The following is a 19,202-nucleotide window of genomic DNA, read 5'->3' as shown; positions in this document are numbered from 1 at the left end:
AGGCTAACTTTGCTTTCACATCAGGTAATCTAATGTCTATCGACGACCTATCAAAACAGGTTTCGTCTCTTCTTGAAGGAGACTTTCTCAAACGGCTATTTGCCGCGAGTATAGACAATTTGAAAGACAGGTCCAATCCGCTAAGAATAAATAACTTTTCCTTCTCACTAAGGAGTGTGATCGATAACATTCTAAAAGCGAGTTCTCCTAGCGAGGAAATACAACTCTGCTCATGGTTTGATCCCGAAATACACACTTTCAAGCAATCTGACAAAACAGTCCCAAACAGAGAGTCACAATTAAAATATGCCATTCAGTTTGGTGTTGATGACGACTTTGTCATGAACGATCTTAATGTTGATGTCTCGAAGCACATTAAGGAGCTAAAAAAAGCATACGAAAGGCTTAATGCCTATACTCATATAACTGAGAAAACATTCGGCACAGATGAGATTAAAGCAAATTCCATTATCCAAAACATACTACAATCGCTACATGATTTCCTTTCGCTAATACAAAGTTTCAAGGCCGAGTTATTCAAGGCTCTTGAAGAAAAAGTTTATAATGCGGTGGATTTCCAAGCCATGTATGAGACGCTTTTGCCATTAGATGAAATAGCTAGCCATCATTCAATCGAAGAAATTTACCTGGACAACTATAAGATCAAATCAATAGATTCAGTCTTTATCCGAGTTGAATCTAAGGGGAAGATTTCAGTCGTCCATCAATTCGGATCGAATTCAGACCTGAAAAATGATGACGGAGCAGAGGTCGACCAGGAATACCCTTTTGATTGTAATATTGCATTTTACTGTAGCGATCCTACAGATTGGGACGCCGAAGAAAGCAATTTTTCGGTTGATACAAGTAAATGGTGGGATGGTTACTACGACGAAACCGAGTTATAGCACCCTTTTATACATATCTCATTATGAATCGCTCTGCATAACTCTGCATATTTTTTATTTCGGTTGACTTATGTGCTTCAATTCCTTATTTCAACCCGCGCACCGTTGCAGCAAATCTCCCTCGATTCCTGCAACTAACAATCAAACAATTTACTCGGAGACTGAACATGCCATTGAAAAATGTCCATGACCGCCAGCTTAGCCGTAAAGAAGCCGCCCACTTTCTAAGACGCTCAGTTTCAACGCTGGAAAAATGGGCTAGCCAGAAAAAGTATTTGAAATATGTTCTTGTTGGAGGTCGGGCCGAATACAAAATGTCGGACCTGCTCGAATTCAAAAAAGGCAAACAGACATTCTAAAACACGAAAGAGGAAATCGCGCTAACGATTTCCTCCCAGACATTCAATCCACCGCAACCCGTTGACAAGGAGTCGCTCGATGAAGATCGAACAAGCGAAGACCATACCTATTTCCGATATTTTAGACAAGCTCAATATCCAGCCCGACCGCCAATCCCGCAACGACCTTTACTACAAATCCCCCCTACGCACCGAAAAGACCGCCAGTTTCCATGTCGATACCGCTAAAAACGTATGGTACGATCATGGCATCGGTGAGGGTGGTGACGGTGTCACCTTCGTTCGTAAATGGCTCAAGCTAAGTGGCGTCAGCGACACCTGTTCCGACGCCTTGCGCTGGATGTCCAACATGCTCGGATATGTCCCGGTTATTGCTCCCGTTCAAGATCCGGACGCACCCAAGAGCCAGCCGAAACTTACTATCCTGCAAAAGCGCGAGATCATCCGGCCGGAATTATTGGAATACCTGGACTCGCGAGGACTCCCGTTGAGTATTGCCAACGAGTACCTTGTCGAAGCCGATGTCTATAACCGGGAAAAGCGCAAAACCATCTTCGCACTTGGCTTCAAAAATGACAATGGAGGGTATGAACTCCGCAATGAATTCTACAAAGCCAGCACGTCCCCGAAATACATCACCTTCATTCGCGGCAGGATAGGCGGTCAGGGTGGCGGCATCCATATTTTTGAAGGATGGACTGATTATCTTTCCGCTATCATCCAGCACGAAAACGGCAAGCGCTTTATCGACGACACAATTGTTCTAAATTCGCTCTCCAACCTGAAAAAGGCCACGCCTTACATCAAAGGGTATTGTTATCAGACCGCGTACACGTGGATGGACAATGACGAACCGGGCCGGAACGCGACCGCATCACTGGATGCCTTCTTTCAAACAGAAGAAAACCTCCTGCATACGCCGATGAATTACATCTACGCGCCTTATAAGGACGTGAACGCTTGGCACATGGTCAAGCTGGGCCTCACCGGATAGCCAACTTTTCCTTCTCTTTCGTTTCCCATCAACCCGCCAACGAGCAGGAAGGTAAAGACATGGCTACCGTACACTCCATCAGCCGCCGCGATATTCATCAGCAAGTTACCGATACCATCATCCAGCAGCTACAAGACGGAACCGTCCCGTGGCTTCAACCGTGGCAGGACGGCCGACCTTTCGATCCATTATCGCCGGGTACATATAAGATCCCGCAAAACTTCACCACCGGGAACAAATACCGGGGCATCAATATCCTTCTGTTGTGGCATTCTTCGATCCTCAACGGTTTTCCTATGACTGAATGGGCTAGCTACAAACAATGGCAGGATAAAAAGGAACAGGTCAAAGGTGGCGAGAAAGGGACGATGATCGTCTACTATGACACCTTTGAAAAAGAGGTGGAGGGCGAGCTTGAGAAAATCCCATTCATCAAAGCATCCCATGTCTTCAACCGTAGCCAGCTATCCAGCTATCGACCAGGAGAGCAGCCATCTATACAGATCGTCCGGTCCGAGTTCGAGCGGATCAAGCATGTGGAAGAATTTGTTGCCAACACGCAGGCGATTGTCCAGCACAAGGAACCGGAAGCCTATTATTCCCGGACGCTGGACCTCATCAACATGCCGGAGCGGGACTTGTTTATCGACACGGAAACCCGAAGCGCCAAGGAAGCCTATTACGGAACGCTTCTCCATGAACTGACGCACTGGTCCGGCAGTCCAAAACGCCTCAACCGAACCAAAGGCAAACGCTTTGGCGACGATAAATACGCCGCCGAAGAGTTGGTAGCGGAATTAGGCGCGGCCTTCCTTTGCGCCGAATTGGAGATCACGCCGACCATCAGAGGCGATCATGCCAGCTATATCGAAAGTTGGCTCAAGGTGCTCAAGGACGACAAACAACTGATCTTCACCGCCGCGTCCGAAGCATCCAAAGCCGTCGAATATATGCAAGGACTCCAGCCGCAGCCCTCGATGAGGGCTTGATATCCTCATCGCATCGCCATTTTTTCAACCCCCAACAAAAGGACTAACATGGATTTGTTTACCGAAGAACAGACGGAAGAATTACTGCGCAACGGCGGCCCGGATTGGACAAGGGACGATCACATTCCCGTGGCGAAGCTCTATATCCCAGGTACTAAATGTGTCTGGCTTGTCACCGAGCTAAAACCCGATGATCCGACGAAGGCACTGGCGCTTTTCGTGGATGACGGGATGACGATGTATTCACGGATTGATCTGCAAAAACTCAGCAATGAAGTCCCCGAATACTATCACGGCAGGACGCTTTGCCTTGATCCCGATTTTGTCGCGACAAATCCAATCAGTGACTTCCGGTTTGCCGCAACAACCCTCGGTTATATCATCGACGATCCGGACGACCTCTCCCTTTATATGCGGCATCAAAAGACATTCCAATATAAATCCTGAAGATCAAGCCCCTCGATTTTGAGGGGCTTTTTCATTGACGGGATCATCGACACAATGCCATCATATTAATTATAGTTATCTTTGCGCCCACCATGAAATAATTGCTTATGCCATATATCAAACCTTATATCATGAAAATCCTGGTGGATGACATTTTCGGTAGCCCTTCCGGAGCCGGATACGTCATGAATTTTTCCAACAAGACTTTTCAGGAATTCTTTGACGGTGAGATCGGTATAGATATCTACGGTCCCTTATATAATTCTGGGTCGAAGGCCAATTGCTTGCGGACGTTCCTGACGAAAGCAGATGGTCCGCTGGCAGCAAAAGCCTTACGGGCACTCTGGGAGCACCGGGATGCCGTGTACGGTCCGTTTGATCAAAACGATGGGCAACATGCGAACAAAACAAAGAAGTTCTTCGAAATCGTGCAAGGCATCGAAGCGGCCACGGACGTGATCCCTACCGATGGAATTGACAAGTTTGCGGAGAATGAAACGCTCGAAGAGCTGGTAGCAGCTATCGAGAGAGATATTCAGGCAAAGAAGCCGCAAGCAGCCCTAGACAGACTTCACACCTACTGCATGAAGAAATTCGCCCACTTACTCCAACAACGAGGGGAAGCGACAGATAAGGATGAAGCCCTCCATAGTCGTGCCGGTAGGTACATAAAGCTGGTAGAAGCCGAAGGCCGGTTCGACCCAATGACAATCCGCATCATGAAAAGCTCGATCAGCATATTCGATGCCTACAACAGCGTCCGAAATAACAGGTCCCTTGCGCACGACAACACGCTTGTTGAAAAACATGAAGCGCGTTTCATGTTCGACTCTCTAGTCAGCATTCTACGTTTCCTGAAAAACCTTGAAGCGAGCAAGTTCGACGGTGATAAACCGGATCAGGGATCGTAGGGCTACTTTTCCGTGATGGCATCGGTCACATGAAATTCATCAGGTCTCAGGTCGATACAATACCGAGCAAGCCGAACGGGGATAATTTGCGGCGGGTCTTCTTTCCAAAAGAGCAAATATAAAAGAACCAGGTTGTAGCCTTTGAGGGTTACCCGCTCGACAATGAAATCCACGATAAGAACGATCTCCCCCTTCAGGGTGGTCAATTCAATCGAGAACTTATGATTGTAGGAGAAATCCTTCATTCGGCCCGTCGCCTCCCAGACGATCCAGATTTTCGTCAGGCGTTTTAATGGCTCTGGCAGGACGCGGATCGGGCCCGATTGCCGTATCGTCGGATTACCTTCATGCAAAAGGCTATAGGGATTAGAGGCTGAGTTTTGGAGCATGTGACCTCATAGGATTGGATTTGACGGGGGTGGGTGCGGTGATTTTAGGCTGTCGGCTTTTTCCCATTGCCAGTTGCCGGGTCATGGGATGGCTTCGTTGTCGCTTGCCGAGCAATTCAGATCCCGACATTCGATCCCGTGCTTCGGCGGCATGGTGGAGTAGAGCTTCTTTGTCATCGGTGTAAAGCTGCACACCCTCCCGTCCACGACTGATACTTACATACAGTTGTTTTAGGTCAGTCGCCGGAAAGGTGGCGGCAGGCTGTGCGATAAAGACATGATCGACCGTCTTTCCCTGCGACGCATGAGAAGTGATACAATGAGCGTGCGCCAGATGGCCGAACGCGGTAGAAACAGTAAAATCCGTTTTGCCTTCAGGATGGCGGAGGGTGATCGTATCGTCATCCATTGACACTACATCCAGCATTTGCCCGTTATTGAGCCTTTTGTTGTCAGCATCGAAGCCGTTGCGGGTGATCCTCAGCCTATCACCGATGGAAAGGGATATTTCAGTCTGTTGGTACACCTCGAACTCTCCCACCCTGTCGAGTGGTAAATCCACCGTTTCGCCGTTGTTATTTTCCAGCGTCAGGGATTTTCTTTTCACGGCGACCACGATCCACCGACTGCCGCGTTTGATCCCCTCCCGGTTTTGCCCGAATTGTAATACCTGGCTCTCCTGATAGTTCCTTGCGTCAGCCTTTTCCGCCTCTGTCATCGAAAGATTGACCAGACGGGAAACTGTGACCTCCTTTTTGCCGATCAATCCGGCCTTGCGCAACTTATGGCGGATGGCAGCAGTTACTCCTTCACCCTCCCGGTGAGTTGGACAGACCACCAATCCGGTCTTCCCTTGCCGCAGGGTCGCGACGTACTCCTTTACGAGGCCGTCATAAGGATGGCCCGGGTCGATCTGCCGGATCGCTCCCATAGACTCCAGCTTGAAAAAACCCGTCTTCGCATCGCCATCCGATAAGGCCTGTACCGCCTCCCGGTAGACTGCCTTTTTCTGACGGAAAATCTTGGAGACATTCGCCGGGGTAATGCCGGCGACGGTATGCAGGATACGAAGGGCATCTCCGCGGACGACACTAGCGTGTTGGCGCGTGTCGCCGCAGAGGATCAACCTGGCGTTTTGCCGTCTCACCAATTCCTGCAAGGCCAGCATATCCTTGACGCCTAAAAGTCCGGCCTCATCAACGATCAGGACACCGTTCCTGATCTTTTGCTGTAATTCCTGCGATGCCAGCAGCTTGGCGACGGTTTCGGCGTCGGCAAAGCCTTCGGCTCTCAACACCCCTCGGGCGGCTTGAGAGGTCGGGGCGGTCAGAAAGACACTTTTCCCCATTTTCTCGATCAGCCGGACCAATTCTTTCATGAGAGTGGTTTTTCCTGTCCCGGCACGCCCCATGATAAGGTCGATTTGATCCGTGGAGGTGAGGACATTTCCCACCACCTCTTTATGCTGGCCGTCCAGCTTGATTTCCGGTAATCGGGAATAAAGCGGCGCAACCCGGCCTTTGCCAGCACGGGCAAACTGGACCATTCGATTTTCCTCCCCTAGCACTTCTTTTGTCGTGCAGAGCAGCCGGGAACCATCCTGAACATGAATAATCTGGCGATCGCGGCGAAACAGTCCGGTGATCTGATCGACCGTCGCCCCTGTCTTCCCCAAAGCGTGCCGGTAGGCAGACTCCAAGACGCGGCGGTCCTGCATGACGGATGCGCGTTCAAAACTATGGGTCAGCGCGTGATCCACACATTCCCGCGCTGTTACGGTGTCCGACAGGGCGGGATTATACCGAAGGGGATCCCGCCCTGTTTCGCCGTCCGCCATCCCGAGCGCGATGATCTGCCGCCGCCAATCCTTTTTCAGTTCGGCCATTGTCAGGCCTTTTTGTTTTTTGGACCGGGTGCGTGCTCCCAATTTGTCCTTTTCCTTGGCGTCGGTAATGCCGTGCTCTTTTGCCGCCCTGCCAATCGCGTCAGTGCGTTTAGCAAAAAGTCGTATCACTTCCTCGGGAACACCCTCGACCTCCCACGCGTTTTTCGTGCGACGTATGCGGTAGCCCAGGGCGGCCAGCTTATCCGCTAGCCGCAGATGGAACCGCGCTTGGTAATACGGCATATCCCGTTTGATGTCGCGGAACTGTCCGGCCTTATATTGTTTCTCCGTCTTGTCATACGTCACGTTGAAGGTGACGCAATGGGCGTGGAGGTGGGGATCAGGGGTTGACCCATCCACAGGCCGCGCCGTTTGATGGATAAATTCGCCCCAAACAAGCTCTCCTGTGTCCCGGTCGCTGTCATGGCCGCCTTTGCGGACCCGCGCTTTACTGTCCGCCTCGATGTCAGCCATTGTTTCGTGTACCGCATCCCGGAAGGCATCGAGTATATGATTATCCTTTGACAGCACATGCAATGCTGAGACAGACTTCGGCACATGGAAATTGATGTCGTATCCCACGGTCCGACCTTCGACCGTCCGAGCCGTCAGGTTTTTGCCAGTGAGGGGATGCAGATTTTGACACAGAGCATGGAAAACCGGGCCCGTAGCCTCGCCCACAATACCGAGCCGATTGGCAACTTTGCCTAAGATCGTCCCCGTTAGCTCCTGGTCGCTGACGTAGTAATCAGATTGGCTTAGCTCTTGATCGAAATATTTGTCAGCCTGTTCCGCATCACGCATTTGGATCATTCGGATCAATTCAAACTCTCCTAGATTTCTTCTTTTCAGTCGGCTAAAATGGTTCAATGGCGAACAACCCAATCTATCATCCAAAGGGGTAAAGTTGGGGGTAAGCAAAAACGCGTTTAGGTTTTATTGTAGATAAGGCAATGACTTGCGAGATCGTTCTGTATCCCTCTGTCTCCGCCATTGCCATATTTATTATGGTCTGTCCTCATATAAAAACCCCTTGATAAACCGATACATTCCTGATATTATCGTTTAACCTGACCCATTCAAATTCACTCCAAATTACCCGTTTTAGGGGTGAGATTAGGGGTAAGTTGTATGGTCACAAAATCAACTTACCCCTATGCCGTCGAGGTGACTAGTGCTCTCCGATCTCGCCTGTCGATCCGCTAAACCCAAAACCAAGCCCTATAAAATTTTCGACTCCAATGGTCTTTATCTTGAAGTTAGGGCCTCCGGCACAAAGGTTTGGCGTCTCAAATACTACTTCTTAGGAACGGAAAAGCTGCTAACCATTGGTCAATATCCGGCCATCTCATTGCTGCAAGCGCGGTCAGCACGGGACGCCGCGAAAGAGCTTGTTGCTAAAGGCACTGATCCTTCAGAGAAGAAGCAGGAAGATAAAAAGCTGGCGCGTTTCAACAACGCGTTGACCTTTGAGCTTATAGCAATCGAGTGGCATACGAGAAACTTGGACACATGGACTCCAGACTACGGCAAACAAATATTGGCAAGGTTAAAGGCTAATATCTTTCCAGAGATCGGGCATCTACCATTTAGCAAGATTACCCCTGTCAGGCTTTTAGCCGCTGTCCAAAAAATAGAGGATAGAAAGCGATATGATCTTGCAAAGCGCGCCCTTCAGACAGTTGGACAGATTATGCGCTATGCGGTGGTCACTGGTCGCGCTGAGCGCGATATTACATCCGATCTAAGAGGGTCGTTGAAAAAACGTAAGGGAGGGCATTATGCATCTATCACAACGGATCAACTCCCTGACTTTTTAGCGGCTCTTGATAGCCCTGATGCAAGGTTGTTCAAACAGACGCGGCTTGCAACGCGTTTCATGCTTCTGACATTTGTTCGCACCAAGGAACTAATAAAATCGACGTGGGAAGAGGTTGATTTTAAAAAACGGATGTGGTCGATCCCTGGTGAGCGAATGAAAATGGACCGTCCCCACCTTGTACCCCTTTCAAAACAGGCGATTGAGGTTTTAAAAGAACTCAAAGAAGAATTTGGCGATCAAGGTCATATTTTCCCCAGCGTAGTTAAAGGCAAGGAGACTATCAGTAATAACACCATCTTGAAAGTCCTAAAACAAATTGGCTATCGCAAAATAATGACAGGTCACGGTTTTAGATCTTTAGCGATGACCACCCTAAAGCAAGAACTAGGATATAGGCATGAGGTGGTGGATCGTCAGCTTGCACATTTACAAAAAAGCAAGGTCGATCAAGCCTACGACCGGGCAATGTTTGTTTCCCAGCGAATTAAGATGATGCAGGAATGGGCTGACTATATCGATAAGATAAGGCGCTCGGGCAAGCTACCAAAGAGAAAAGAGAACATTGAACAATTATACCCCTAGCCCTGATCGTTTGATTGCGGAAAGTCATTCAAGCATTGAAGAATATCTTTGACCTTCCATCCGGTAACCTTTGGCCCCAGTTTGTAGGGTTTAGGAAAACGACCGGATTTGCAACCATTCCACCAGGTCGCTTTGCAAACTGGTATCAAGGCTAATACTGCTGGCAATCGAAGAAAGCCCTCTTTTTGGATGTCATTAGAAAAGTGTTCCTTAGCGGTAAAAGCATTCATCTCGCCTCCAAAGGTAAAATGAGGGTTATACGGGTGAACACTGTATATCCTGACATTGACCGACTATTCAAACGAGATAAGTTTTATCTAGTGTTTTCCGGGGCCGGTCATGCTTTGAGCCAACTATGATATAGATTTGAATATCAATATATTATAAAATGTAGAAAAAGTATGATATTTTTGTAGTAATAACCCCGTATTGAATAACCCTCCATATGAAAGAAAGAAGGATCCCTAAGTTGGACTTTGAAATTATTATTGACGAATCATTCCTTGCGCTTAATCCCACTAGTGCGTTAAAACCAGCTGAAAATAAAAACGTTCTCAGTCTGATTAATGACTACGAAGACGGCGAGTGGTGGATTGAGAAATTTCAAAATTTTGTATGGGACAATATCGCTGAGGCCGCACTTTCCGCAGAAGAGCGTCAAAAGCTAATAAGCAAACCGCATTCTCAATTAAAGGAGGCGGCCAAGAATCTTCGCCTCACTGATAGTGATGATAAAGGATCAGGTAGTGAATTGGCTGAAATTGTCCTATATGGGATAATGAAGTTACACTACAAGGCGCTTCCCGTTGTCCCTAAAATTTTCTATAAGCAAAATTCGCATGATAATGCTAAGGGGTCCGATTCTGTGCATATCGTACTTTCTGGCGATGATTTTACTCTTTGGTATGGTGAAGCAAAATTCTACAATAGTATTGAAAATACACGACTGGGTGAAATTGTAAGCAGTGTCGAAGAAGCGCTACAAAAGCAAAAGCTAAAAAAGGAGAATAGAATTGTTAGCGGGGTCGGTGACATGGATCTTCTCGTTCCTAAAAAATCCGTACGTGAGGAAATAAAGAGTCTTCTAAAGAATGGCAATTCAATCGATTTGGTCAAGCCAAAACTAAATATTCCTATTTTACTACTTCATGAGTGCCCAATCACCAAGGCGAACACTTCATTATCCAAAAAATATAGAGATGATTTAATTGACTACCATAAAGAAAGATCCGAAGCATATTTTAAAAAGCAAATTTCGAAATTAAGTAGTCTTTCAAAATACTCTGACATAAAATTTCATGTTATTCTTTTTCCTGTAGCCTCAAAAGAAAATATCGTAAATGCATTCTTAGAAAAAGCTGCCCTTTATATAAAATAGCCTGGTCATGGAAATATTTGAAACCTGTCATTCTATCACAGATCTTCTTCATGAGGGTAGTGGCCTCGAAGCAAGAAACGAACTAATTAGACTTCTTGATTACCACACTAAAAACAATATTCCTTATACGCCTCTTTTAAACCATCTTATTAGAGAGGTCGGACTATTTCCTTATCAAGACAATACAACTTCATCGTGGCAAGACAGATACATTTACGAAGTATTCAAGGTTGACGTAGGTGGCAAGGAAATGACATTACACAAAGAGCAGTCCTTCTTACTTCGGAGATTATTACAAGGTGAAAATATTGCCGTAAGCGCTCCGACGAGTTTCGGAAAGAGCTTTGTTATAGACGCATTTATCGCCATCAAAAAACCAACTAATGTGGTCATAATTGTTCCTACGATTGCATTAACCGACGAAACAAGACGACGTCTTTTTAAGAAGTTTTCGGATGAATATAAAATAATTACAACTACAGATGTTCCATTGGGAGAGAAGAATATTCTTATCTTCCCCCAGGAAAGGGCATTCTATTATATTGACAAAATCGAATCACTCGACATTTTGATAGTTGATGAATTTTACAAAGCCAGTTCCGATCACGAAGACGAGAGGGCCGGGTCATTGTTAAAGGCAATTTTAAAATTGGGGCAAAAGGCTAAGCAAAAATATTACCTCGCTCCAAACATCTCCGGGATTACGGACAATATTTTCACAAAAGGAATGACCTTTGAGAAGTTAGACTTCAATACTGTTTGTTTAGAGGTTCACGAAACCTATAAGAAGATTAAGGGAGATGATGACAAGAAAGGTCAAGAACTTCTAAACATTATACGAAAGACTAAAACGAAATCTATAATTTATGCGGCGTCTTATGGACAAATCAAAAAGGTAACCAATGTTCTGCTTGAAGGTCTGCCAGTTTCGAAAAAGAAGTTGCTTAACGACTTTTCTGATTGGCTAACGAAAAACTACGATTCTAATTGGGAACTGACCAACCTGATCAAAAAAGGAGTGGGTATTCATAACGGTCAACTTCATCGTTCATTAGCACAAATTCAAATAAAGGTATTTGAAGAACAAGATGGCATAGAAAACATAGTTACAACATCGTCGATAATTGAGGGGGTAAATACATCAGCGGAGAACGTCATTATATGGAGAAATCGAAGAAGCGGTAGCAATAAGAAATTAGATAGCTTTACTTACAAAAACATTATTGGTCGCGGCGGACGGATGTTTAAACATTTTATAGGGAAGATTTATTTATTAGAAGCGCCTCCATCAGATGAACAATCACAGCTCGATATACAGTTTCCAGAAGAGATTTTGAGCGACATCGATGAAACTGATTACAAAGACAGCCTGACCAAGGATCAAGTTCAAAAAATTGTTAGCCTGCGAGAGGATATGTATAGAATCATAGGAAAAGGCGCATATGATAAACTTGTTAAGGAACATATTTTTCAGACTGACGACGCAGATTTCATCAAAAGAACTGCCTTGGAAATGAAAGAAAATCCGAGCGAATGGAACGGCCTGTCATACTTGAATTCCGATGACCCCCAATCATGGGAACGTTTGCTCAATAAACTAGTATGGCTTAAGCCTGGGGGTTGGGGTGACGGTGCTTACGGAGTCCAACATCCAAAATTTGTTGCCTTTGTAAAAATTCTCTCGGAAAACTGGTCCAAATCAATTCCAGAGCTATTAGACGATTTAGACTATCATGACGTGGATATCGCCAGCTTCTTTCATCTTGAGAGGATTGCGACCTTTAAACTTTCATCCTTAGTAAATCAAATAAATATATTGCAAAGGGTAATTATAAATAACGGTGTCGATGTTTCTCCCTTTGTCGCCAAGGTATCAAATGCGTTTTTGCCTCCGATAGTATATGAATTAGAAGAATATGGGTTGCCTCGGATGATTTCCAAGAAAATACATACCAGTAAGCTTATTGACCTGGTAGAACCTTCCCAAAATATTCACGATGTATTAGATAAATTCCGCCGACTGGGGATTGACAGGATCAACCACCGTCAACAATTCGATAGATTTGACCTCTATATTATCAACTATTTTCTTGAGGGAATTTCTACCGATACCCCAAAATAGCCGATAAAAGCATACTTTTTATTCTTGCAATTGAATCACAGATGGCATCCATTGAAAGCACTATTAAGCAACAATACGCGAAAGTCTTTAAGAAACAAGACTGGGAGAGTTTCAAACTAATTGCCGACTTCTATTTTAGGAAGGCCGCCACACTAAAAAGAAAAGACATCGACATCGATGAAACATTCAAACTTCTGACCAGAAATATCCAAAAGAGGCTTTATTTAGGAATCGGCTGTGAGCTTCTGGTAAAATCTTGCTATTTGAAAAATGGCTTTACTATAAATACACCCATCGACATTAAAAAAGGTAAGCTAATTAAATTCTCCGCCATTAAGGTATCGGAACTAAGCGCGGACAATATGTCGGCTCCCCCGATCTCCGGCCACAAGAATTAGAGTTACCAATTGAATGAATTGTTAACTTTAAACTTGAATTATGAAACGGAAACAGTTTACAGAAAGTCAGATCGTATCAGCACTGAAACAACAGGAAGGGGGTATTGCCGTCAAGGATATCGCCCGGGACCTGGGAATAAGCGAAGCTACCTTTTACAATTGGAAGTCGAAGTATGGCGGCATGGAAGCCTCCGATGTCAAGCGGCTCAAGGATCTGGAGGCCGAACATGCCGAACTGAAGAAGATGTACGCCGAATTATGCATCGAGAACCGGGCAATGAAAAACCTGATCGAAAAAAAGCTATAACGCCTGCGGAGAAACGGGAAGCAGTTGGTTACCTGGTTGACCAGGAGCAGCTGAGTGTTCGCAAGGCGTGTAAGATCGTAGCTATCCCCAGAAGCACCTACGAATATAAGGCCATCCCCAAAGACGATGCTCCGGTCCAGGAAGCGCTGACTGCCTTAACGGATAAGCACGTTGACATTGGGTTTTGGCAATCCTATTATCGATTAAGGAATAGAGGGTTTATGTGGAATCACAAGCGGATCTACCGGGTTTATATACAGATGAGACTAAATATCCGAAGAAGGGCCAAGAAGCGGCTGCCGGCCCGGATCAGGGAGGCCCTGTTTATCCCCGAGGGACCCAATGAGGTCTGGAGCATTGATTTCATGAGTGATGCGCTGGTAGATGGTCGAAAGTTCCGGGTATTGAACGTCATAGACGATTTTAACCGGGAATCATTGGCCATTGAGGTGGATACCTCCCTGCCTGCCCGGCGTGTGATCCGGGTACTGGAAAGGATCACAGCCCGTCGAGGCAAGCCGACCTGCATCCGGACAGACAACGGCCCCGAATTTATCAGCCATCTGCTCCAGGAATGGTGCGAGGCTAACGGGATCAGGTTGGTCTACATCCAGCCGGGAAAGCCAACCCAGAACGCCTACATCGAGCGTAAAAATGGAACCATGCGCCGGGGGCTGTTGAATGCCTACTTGTTTTACAGCCTCGCCGAGGTCCGGTTGATGGCCGAAGAATGGCAGCTAGATTACAATACTGAAAGACCGCACAAGTCGCTTGGGTATCTATCCCCGGTAAAATATGCTGAACAGTATTACCAAAGCCAGGCCGAAGCACTGAAGCTTTATCCACAAACGGCGAACGGAAATCCTTCCAAAATTGAAGAGAGCCGGTTAGTGGATAAAATATTTGAAAAACCAGAAAACTCTAATTGAGGGTGGCCCAGTTTTAGGGGGAGCTTACAAATGCTGATGATTTGGCCAGATTGCGCTATGTTATGAGCAGGCTTTTATTTATAGTTCTTCCGGAAGTTGATCCGGATAACTCTCATGAAGCATGGCGCTCGTTTTTGTATCAGCAAATGGACAATGATGAACTTGGTCTGAAGAAGGGATATTAAAATAATTATGGAAAGGTAGTGAAAAGGGTTCAGCAGCATATCATCGAAGAGGAATCCAGGAAGGCATTTGCAAGCATAATCCCAGATGGTTGGGTGAGCAATGATTTTGTAAAGGACTATGGTAAGGATATTCATTTGGAGATCTTCAAGGATTTGAGTTCAACAGGGAAGAGCTTTATAGTCCAGTTAAAAGCAAGTAGTCAGAATATTGTAAATAGCAAAATTTCGGTTCGGATTGAGGTCGAGAAGTTGAAGTATTACGAACAATATACTTCGCCAATATTTCTCGTTTTTTACAGCACTAAAACAAAGGTTTTTTGGGGGACATGGGCAAATAATCTGCTAAAATCGATGTCGGTGTCCTTAAAGGATGGACAAAAGACTACTCAAATTACCTTAGGTGAGCGAAATATTTTCGACAAAAGCTTCTTTCTTGAATTGGAATCTAAATTCAATAAATCAATTGCATATAAGAATTCGATTTTTTATTCCTTTGATTCACCCAGAACAGAGGTATTTACGAAGCGAATTTTAGGCTGGGTTGACAAATATTTTTCTGGTTGTTTTGAAATTGAAAATCCATACTTGCCGACTAAAATTGCACTTGAGATCCTGGATTCGGAAGGTTTCTTTTTACCAAAAGTAGAATACTGTGGTGTTACGTTCCCTTTAGAAGGGATTGACAAGAGCAGGAATTCAAATCTAATTAACCGACCAATATTAAATGAGCGAGATATTTCTGATTCAGAGGGAGAGATTTTGTTTGTCCTAATTGGTTTCTTTATTGGACTGGCGGTTGATAGAAGCCTAAAATTACTTTACTATGTCATTGATAAGTATAATGGACCATACAAAAACACTGAATCGTTATTTGAGATCGGGAGGATTGCGATTCAAAATAATTTTATCTACGAGCTACAAAGGTTAGTAGATAGAGCGAAGAATTCAAAACTGTTCACGGAATTCCTATTGTTAAATGGAGCTTATTTTGTCTTTGACCCCTCATTAAGGTACATGAAGGAGTATCGAGAGAATTTGAAGGAGGCAATTTCTATATTTGATAAAGATGAGGAGAAAGGGCTTATTGCTTACAATCTTGCCAACCACTACAGGCATTTTCGTTTGTTTTATGAATCTTCAGAAAATTATCAAACCTGTAGGAGGTTGATTAGGTCTTATCTGAATCGACATTACTGGTGGCATGAGTACGCAGGTGTTATGTTTTTGGCTGGACACAACAAGATTGCCGCTGCATTTTATCAAAAGTCGATTGAACTAGACAAAAGTAAGGAGAATTTACCTCTGACGTATGGACTCCGTGGTGACTGCTGTCTGAGAGTGGGAAAAGTGGAGGAGGCTAAGGAACTTTATACAAAGTACTTGGCTGAGGTTTCTATGCTTGAAAAAATGCCTCATCTATATTTTGTGTTTGCATTGCATCTGTGCGATTACTTGTTAGGGCAAGGCTTGGCTATTGAAAGTTTTGATCGAGAAGAGGCTATTGCGTTGGCAAAGGATGGATATGCCCAAAAAGACATGGGCTTGCTAAGGGCGTCTATAGGAAAATTTCCTTTTGATAGCTATACCTGGTTACAGTTAGGGTTGCTCTTAGAAGAAAGTTCTCAATTTGAGGCTGCATACGAGTCGTTTGTTGCGTCGGCGGTTTTGGCGGACGCAGAGAAATCTCTTTGGATTAATGTCTTTATTGCTGCTCAACGGTTTGAAGTGAAAGCAACCGGTATGATGGTGTACGCTTTAATGATTCAAATATTTGGAAATGCAATTATTAACGAGGTTAGTGATTTAATTAGCGATCAACCTGGCATGTCGGAAGAAGACAAGATCAATGCAATTAAATTTTACAAAGAGACCGCCGAATCCTTTAAAAGCAAGTTTGAACCAGTGACATACTTACCTCGGAGAGACCAATTTAGGATTGTAATTTGATCAGACTACTAGACGGGAGTAACTCGGCTTTATGAAGGCGGCCTTCAAGCAAGATGAGAGCTAATTGATAATTTGATTTTTGACTAGTCGTTGACCTTTCCAGTGTAAAGTAATATTCTGTAAGAAATTTGGTCTGACAATTTTTGCTCTTCCAATCAATTGGTTACCAGATTCAATCCGTAGGTAAATTCCTTCTAAGTGCTCTGAGGAGTAATTTGATGGATATGCTTCGATAATCATGGAAAGTTCTTTTTCCGTGAAGTTCTTCTTTCCGATAAGTGGAACGTGAGAAACATTAAGATCTGCCATTATATGGTTTCTCGTGGAGGTATCGACAAAAAAATTTTTGTTTCTGTCGTAGAGATCAAAGCCAAGAAACCAATCAGGAAGCGATGTGTAATGAATTGAGTGCTTAGCGACGCACCATTCTCCAAATAAAATATAACGAGTGCCAATAATGTCTTTAAAGGCCGTCATACGCTGATATATCCAACCTGAAAGCGGCTCGAATTGCGGGTGATCTTTGGGGCTGATATAAGATCCTCTATTTTGAATTTTGAGATTCCAATTGTCGTCAAATGAAATCCCTAGATTTGTTCCGTCGATTTTTTCTTCTGCTGTCAATATATTGTCTAGAAATCGTCTTTTGTCGCGGTTGTCAAGAATTTTATCATTCCTAATCTCGGCTCCGGGAAGAACAAAAAGATGCGGTGTCGTTGGAAATTTGAAAAAAGTACTCACCTTTTTGATTTCTTTTTAAACTTTTCTTCCAGTTCACCCTGGCAAAGGAAATTGATAAGAATGCCTTCATCAAAAAGATTTTGTATCCAGCCAATCCATTTGCTATCCGAACTTTGAACAATAGTCGAGTTTTGACCGTTAGCTTTTGCGATTGCAATGAACTTTTTGTCAGAATGATCTATATTGATATTATGCAAGGATGCAGGATATTCCGCAAATTCATGGCCAAGTGCATCTGTTTGAGTAATTGGTATTTGTTTGACGCGAGAAGGGTTGGCTTGGTTTGTTAAGACCCAATATAGAAATCGGTCACCAAGTTTTTGCTGCCCTTTGCTATTCAGCTTACGTTGATATTCTCGAATGACATGAAAGCAATCATCGATAACAATCGTGTGCTGATTTGACAAGACTTGTTCAATAAACTCAATACAGGCTAGTTCACAGTCAAGGTCCATCGGATGTTCATCGCCTTGTGCGACGATCGGCACATTGGTGTCAACAATGAATTCAGGCATTTATTTTCTTCTTTTTCCTGTTTATAGCTGCCTTAGTCATTGCTGTAAGATCCTCTAGGTCATTTCCAAAAAAGTTGTCCGGCCAATTGGTAATGTTTCCAAAGAGATCTAATTTGAGTTCTTCAATGTTAGATTTGCCATTTTTTTGAGATATAAAATAAATGGCAACATCGTCCTTCGGTAAGATATCCTCAGCTATCCTTCTTTGTATTCTTCTAATGAGATGCTCAGAGTGGGACTCCACTAGAATTTGTGTATGTTTAGACTCCTTATTTTCCCGGGAGTGGATCGCTTCGATAAACATGTCACCCAAATGCGCTTGAACAGATGGATGTAAGTGAATTTCCGGTTGTTCAAACAAGAGAATAGAATTATTTGGAACATAGAAGCTTTGTACTAATACGGGTAATACTTGAGATATTCCGAAACCGACATCCGCAATCAATACCTCCGATGAGTCATTTTTGATTCTAACTTTCACTTCATACTCCTTTCGCCCCTTAGCTATGGGCACAACACGGAAACTGTCGATCAAATTCATTTGTTTGAGCCATCTTGCAACTAAGGCGTCAAATTTTTCAGCACGTTTGTTTGCCTGAGGAGCTATCTTTCTGTCGGCAGCGGAAAGTATGGCATTGATTGTCTTGTCTCCATTGACTCCAACATCTTGAGGAATTTCACCCGAGAATATATATTGTCTTTGAGGATTATTCCTTAGGGGGCCTACATAATAGATGCTCTTAAATAGGTTTTTGATTGCTAAAGTTAGGTCCGGCAGGAAACCCGTGTTTTGATAATAAGCAATTACCTCATCTGGAAACCCATAGAAGTTTTCGGGAGCTGGTAAGTCCCAGGGACGCATTCGTCTTTTGACAAGATTGTAATTTGACGAACCTAACTGGTACCCTGTGCCGGAGGTCTTGAACGAAAATGTTGTGCTGTTGCCATTAACAAGTTTATAGTGGAATTCTTCTAATGTTATCCGCTGATTTCTCTGATTTTGTAGAATAGTGGCTCCAAAGTTGATTTGGGTATAAGGGCCATACTTTTTCCCTGATTTGGCGTCAGTAAATTCGACCGGTGAAGATTCAAATTTAACTTCGAAACCAAGAGGCAGTTTTTCGTTATGCTGGAAAATGATCTCATTAAAGGTTCCCAAATCTTCAATAGTATCTTTATCCCCAAGGTGGAGCACTCTTTGCCGATCGGAAGATTCCACGGTTTGCTTTAACATTAATAGAAACTGCGCCAACGAAGACTTTCCCGAACTATTAGTACCACAGAAAATAGTCAGAGGAGCCAACCTTATCGGTCCAGTACTTTCCCATGCTTTGAAGTTCTGAATTGACAATTCTTTTAGCATCCGATTGTGATATTTGACCAGAGAATAAATG

Annotated in this window: 16 protein-coding genes and 1 pseudogene; 11 read left to right on the top strand and 6 right to left on the bottom strand. The window is 44.4% G+C overall.

Going from position 1 to position 19,202, the window contains the following annotated elements; all coding sequences use genetic code 11:
- Window positions 1–32 precede the first annotated feature (32 nt).
- The 5 genes from VHE34_RS00890 to VHE34_RS00870 all read left to right on the top strand — a co-directional run bounded on the left by VHE34_RS00890 (window position 33) and on the right by VHE34_RS00870 (window position 4,608).
- On the top strand, window positions 33–908 hold the full coding sequence (locus VHE34_RS00890; RefSeq protein ID WP_325583591.1) for a hypothetical protein: 876 nt from the start codon (window positions 33–35) through the stop codon (window positions 906–908).
- Window positions 909–1,346: 438 nt separating this feature from the next.
- Window positions 1,347–2,261, top strand: a complete 915-nt coding sequence (locus VHE34_RS00885) for a CHC2 zinc finger domain-containing protein (protein ID WP_325583589.1) — start codon at window positions 1,347–1,349, stop codon at window positions 2,259–2,261.
- A gap of 59 nt (window positions 2,262–2,320) precedes the next feature.
- Complete coding sequence (locus VHE34_RS00880) at window positions 2,321–3,250, top strand: ArdC family protein (RefSeq protein ID WP_325583587.1); 930 nt, start codon at window positions 2,321–2,323, stop codon at window positions 3,248–3,250.
- Window positions 3,251–3,298: 48 nt separating this feature from the next.
- Window positions 3,299–3,697, top strand: coding sequence for a DUF2958 domain-containing protein (locus tag VHE34_RS00875; protein WP_325583585.1), 399 nt, complete (start codon window positions 3,299–3,301; stop codon window positions 3,695–3,697).
- Window positions 3,698–3,828: 131 nt separating this feature from the next.
- Window positions 3,829–4,608, top strand: coding sequence for an abortive infection family protein (locus VHE34_RS00870; RefSeq protein WP_325583583.1), 780 nt, complete (start codon window positions 3,829–3,831; stop codon window positions 4,606–4,608).
- Window positions 4,609–4,610: 2 nt separating this feature from the next.
- Here VHE34_RS00870 and VHE34_RS00865 read toward each other — a convergent pair whose 3' ends face one another.
- Both VHE34_RS00865 and mobF read right to left on the bottom strand, forming a co-directional pair.
- Window positions 4,611–4,997, bottom strand: coding sequence for a hypothetical protein (locus VHE34_RS00865; RefSeq protein WP_325583581.1), 387 nt, complete (start codon window positions 4,995–4,997; stop codon window positions 4,611–4,613).
- Window positions 4,975–7,695, bottom strand: a complete 2,721-nt coding sequence (gene mobF / locus VHE34_RS00860; protein WP_325583579.1) for a MobF family relaxase — start codon at window positions 7,693–7,695, stop codon at window positions 4,975–4,977. The genes VHE34_RS00865 and mobF overlap by 23 nt, the downstream gene beginning before the upstream one ends.
- 361 nt (window positions 7,696–8,056) lie before the next feature.
- Between mobF and VHE34_RS00855 the strand changes: the two genes are divergently transcribed.
- Window positions 8,057–9,286 (top strand): tyrosine-type recombinase/integrase, encoded by a 1,230-nt coding sequence (locus VHE34_RS00855; RefSeq protein WP_325583577.1) that lies wholly within the window; start codon window positions 8,057–8,059, stop codon window positions 9,284–9,286.
- Here VHE34_RS00855 and VHE34_RS31080 read toward each other — a convergent pair.
- Entirely contained in the window at window positions 9,283–9,516 is a 234-nt protein-coding gene (locus tag VHE34_RS31080) for a helix-turn-helix transcriptional regulator (RefSeq protein WP_414709843.1), read from the bottom strand. The two genes, VHE34_RS00855 and VHE34_RS31080, sit on opposite strands and share 4 nt — an antisense overlap.
- A gap of 215 nt (window positions 9,517–9,731) precedes the next feature.
- Here VHE34_RS31080 and VHE34_RS00850 point away from each other — a divergent pair, with 215 nt between their 5' ends.
- The 5 genes and pseudogenes from VHE34_RS00850 (at window position 9,732) to VHE34_RS00830 (ending at window position 16,552) form a co-directional block, all read left to right on the top strand.
- On the top strand, window positions 9,732–10,664 hold the full coding sequence (locus VHE34_RS00850; RefSeq protein WP_325583575.1) for a DUF1837 domain-containing protein: 933 nt from the start codon (window positions 9,732–9,734) through the stop codon (window positions 10,662–10,664).
- A gap of 7 nt (window positions 10,665–10,671) precedes the next feature.
- Entirely contained in the window at window positions 10,672–12,786 is a 2,115-nt protein-coding gene (locus VHE34_RS00845) for a DEAD/DEAH box helicase (protein WP_325583573.1), read from the top strand.
- A gap of 41 nt (window positions 12,787–12,827) precedes the next feature.
- On the top strand, window positions 12,828–13,184 hold the full coding sequence (locus VHE34_RS00840; protein ID WP_325583571.1) for a hypothetical protein: 357 nt from the start codon (window positions 12,828–12,830) through the stop codon (window positions 13,182–13,184).
- A 40-nt stretch (window positions 13,185–13,224) separates the two neighbouring features.
- Window positions 13,225–14,288: pseudogene (locus VHE34_RS00835) on the top strand (IS3 family transposase); the annotation flags it as partial.
- A 335-nt stretch (window positions 14,289–14,623) separates the two neighbouring features.
- A complete protein-coding gene (locus VHE34_RS00830; protein ID WP_325583569.1) occupies window positions 14,624–16,552 on the top strand; it encodes a DUF4365 domain-containing protein in 1,929 nt (642 codons plus the stop codon).
- A 60-nt stretch (window positions 16,553–16,612) separates the two neighbouring features.
- Here VHE34_RS00830 and VHE34_RS00825 read toward each other — a convergent pair whose 3' ends face one another.
- From VHE34_RS00825 to VHE34_RS00815, 3 genes are read right to left on the bottom strand one after another with little or no spacing between them, the layout of a single operon-like run.
- Window positions 16,613–17,293 (bottom strand): RNA ligase family protein, encoded by a 681-nt coding sequence (locus tag VHE34_RS00825; RefSeq protein ID WP_325583567.1) that lies wholly within the window; start codon window positions 17,291–17,293, stop codon window positions 16,613–16,615.
- The gene (locus tag VHE34_RS00820; protein ID WP_325583565.1) at window positions 17,290–17,808 is read right to left on the bottom strand and encodes a hypothetical protein; all 519 of its coding nucleotides are present in this window, start codon (window positions 17,806–17,808) and stop codon (window positions 17,290–17,292) included. The genes VHE34_RS00825 and VHE34_RS00820 overlap by 4 nt, the downstream gene beginning before the upstream one ends.
- Complete coding sequence (locus VHE34_RS00815) at window positions 17,801–19,171, bottom strand: DUF3696 domain-containing protein (protein ID WP_325583563.1); 1,371 nt, start codon at window positions 19,169–19,171, stop codon at window positions 17,801–17,803. Before VHE34_RS00815 ends, VHE34_RS00820 begins: the two co-directional genes overlap by 8 nt.
- Between the last annotated feature and the right edge of the window lie 31 nt (window positions 19,172–19,202).

This window comes from Puia sp. (assembly GCF_035546395.1).
Taxonomy (GTDB): Bacteria; Bacteroidota; Bacteroidia; order Chitinophagales; family Chitinophagaceae; genus Puia.
This window is presented reverse-complemented; position numbering and strand designations above follow the sequence as displayed.

Excerpts from the sequence above, each read along its gene's own strand:
- VHE34_RS31080 (WP_414709843.1), bottom strand. The coding sequence starts at position 9,516 with ATGAATGCTTTTACCGCTAAGGAACACTTTTCTAATGACATCCAAAAA.
- VHE34_RS00875 (WP_325583585.1), top strand. The coding sequence starts at position 3,299 with ATGGATTTGTTTACCGAAGAACAGACGGAAGAATTACTGCGCAACGGC.
- mobF (WP_325583579.1), bottom strand. The coding sequence starts at position 7,695 with ATGATCCAAATGCGTGATGCGGAACAGGCTGACAAATATTTCGATCAA.
- VHE34_RS00845 (WP_325583573.1), top strand. The coding sequence starts at position 10,672 with ATGGAAATATTTGAAACCTGTCATTCTATCACAGATCTTCTTCATGAG.
- VHE34_RS00820 (WP_325583565.1), bottom strand. The coding sequence starts at position 17,808 with ATGCCTGAATTCATTGTTGACACCAATGTGCCGATCGTCGCACAAGGC.
- VHE34_RS00815 (WP_325583563.1), bottom strand. The coding sequence starts at position 19,171 with ATGCTAAAAGAATTGTCAATTCAGAACTTCAAAGCATGGGAAAGTACT.
- VHE34_RS00880 (WP_325583587.1), top strand. The coding sequence starts at position 2,321 with ATGGCTACCGTACACTCCATCAGCCGCCGCGATATTCATCAGCAAGTT.
- VHE34_RS00870 (WP_325583583.1), top strand. The coding sequence starts at position 3,829 with ATGAAAATCCTGGTGGATGACATTTTCGGTAGCCCTTCCGGAGCCGGA.
- VHE34_RS00885 (WP_325583589.1), top strand. The coding sequence starts at position 1,347 with ATGAAGATCGAACAAGCGAAGACCATACCTATTTCCGATATTTTAGAC.
- VHE34_RS00840 (WP_325583571.1), top strand. The coding sequence starts at position 12,828 with ATGGCATCCATTGAAAGCACTATTAAGCAACAATACGCGAAAGTCTTT.
- VHE34_RS00865 (WP_325583581.1), bottom strand. The coding sequence starts at position 4,997 with ATGCTCCAAAACTCAGCCTCTAATCCCTATAGCCTTTTGCATGAAGGT.
- VHE34_RS00890 (WP_325583591.1), top strand. The coding sequence starts at position 33 with ATGTCTATCGACGACCTATCAAAACAGGTTTCGTCTCTTCTTGAAGGA.
- VHE34_RS00850 (WP_325583575.1), top strand. The coding sequence starts at position 9,732 with ATGAAAGAAAGAAGGATCCCTAAGTTGGACTTTGAAATTATTATTGAC.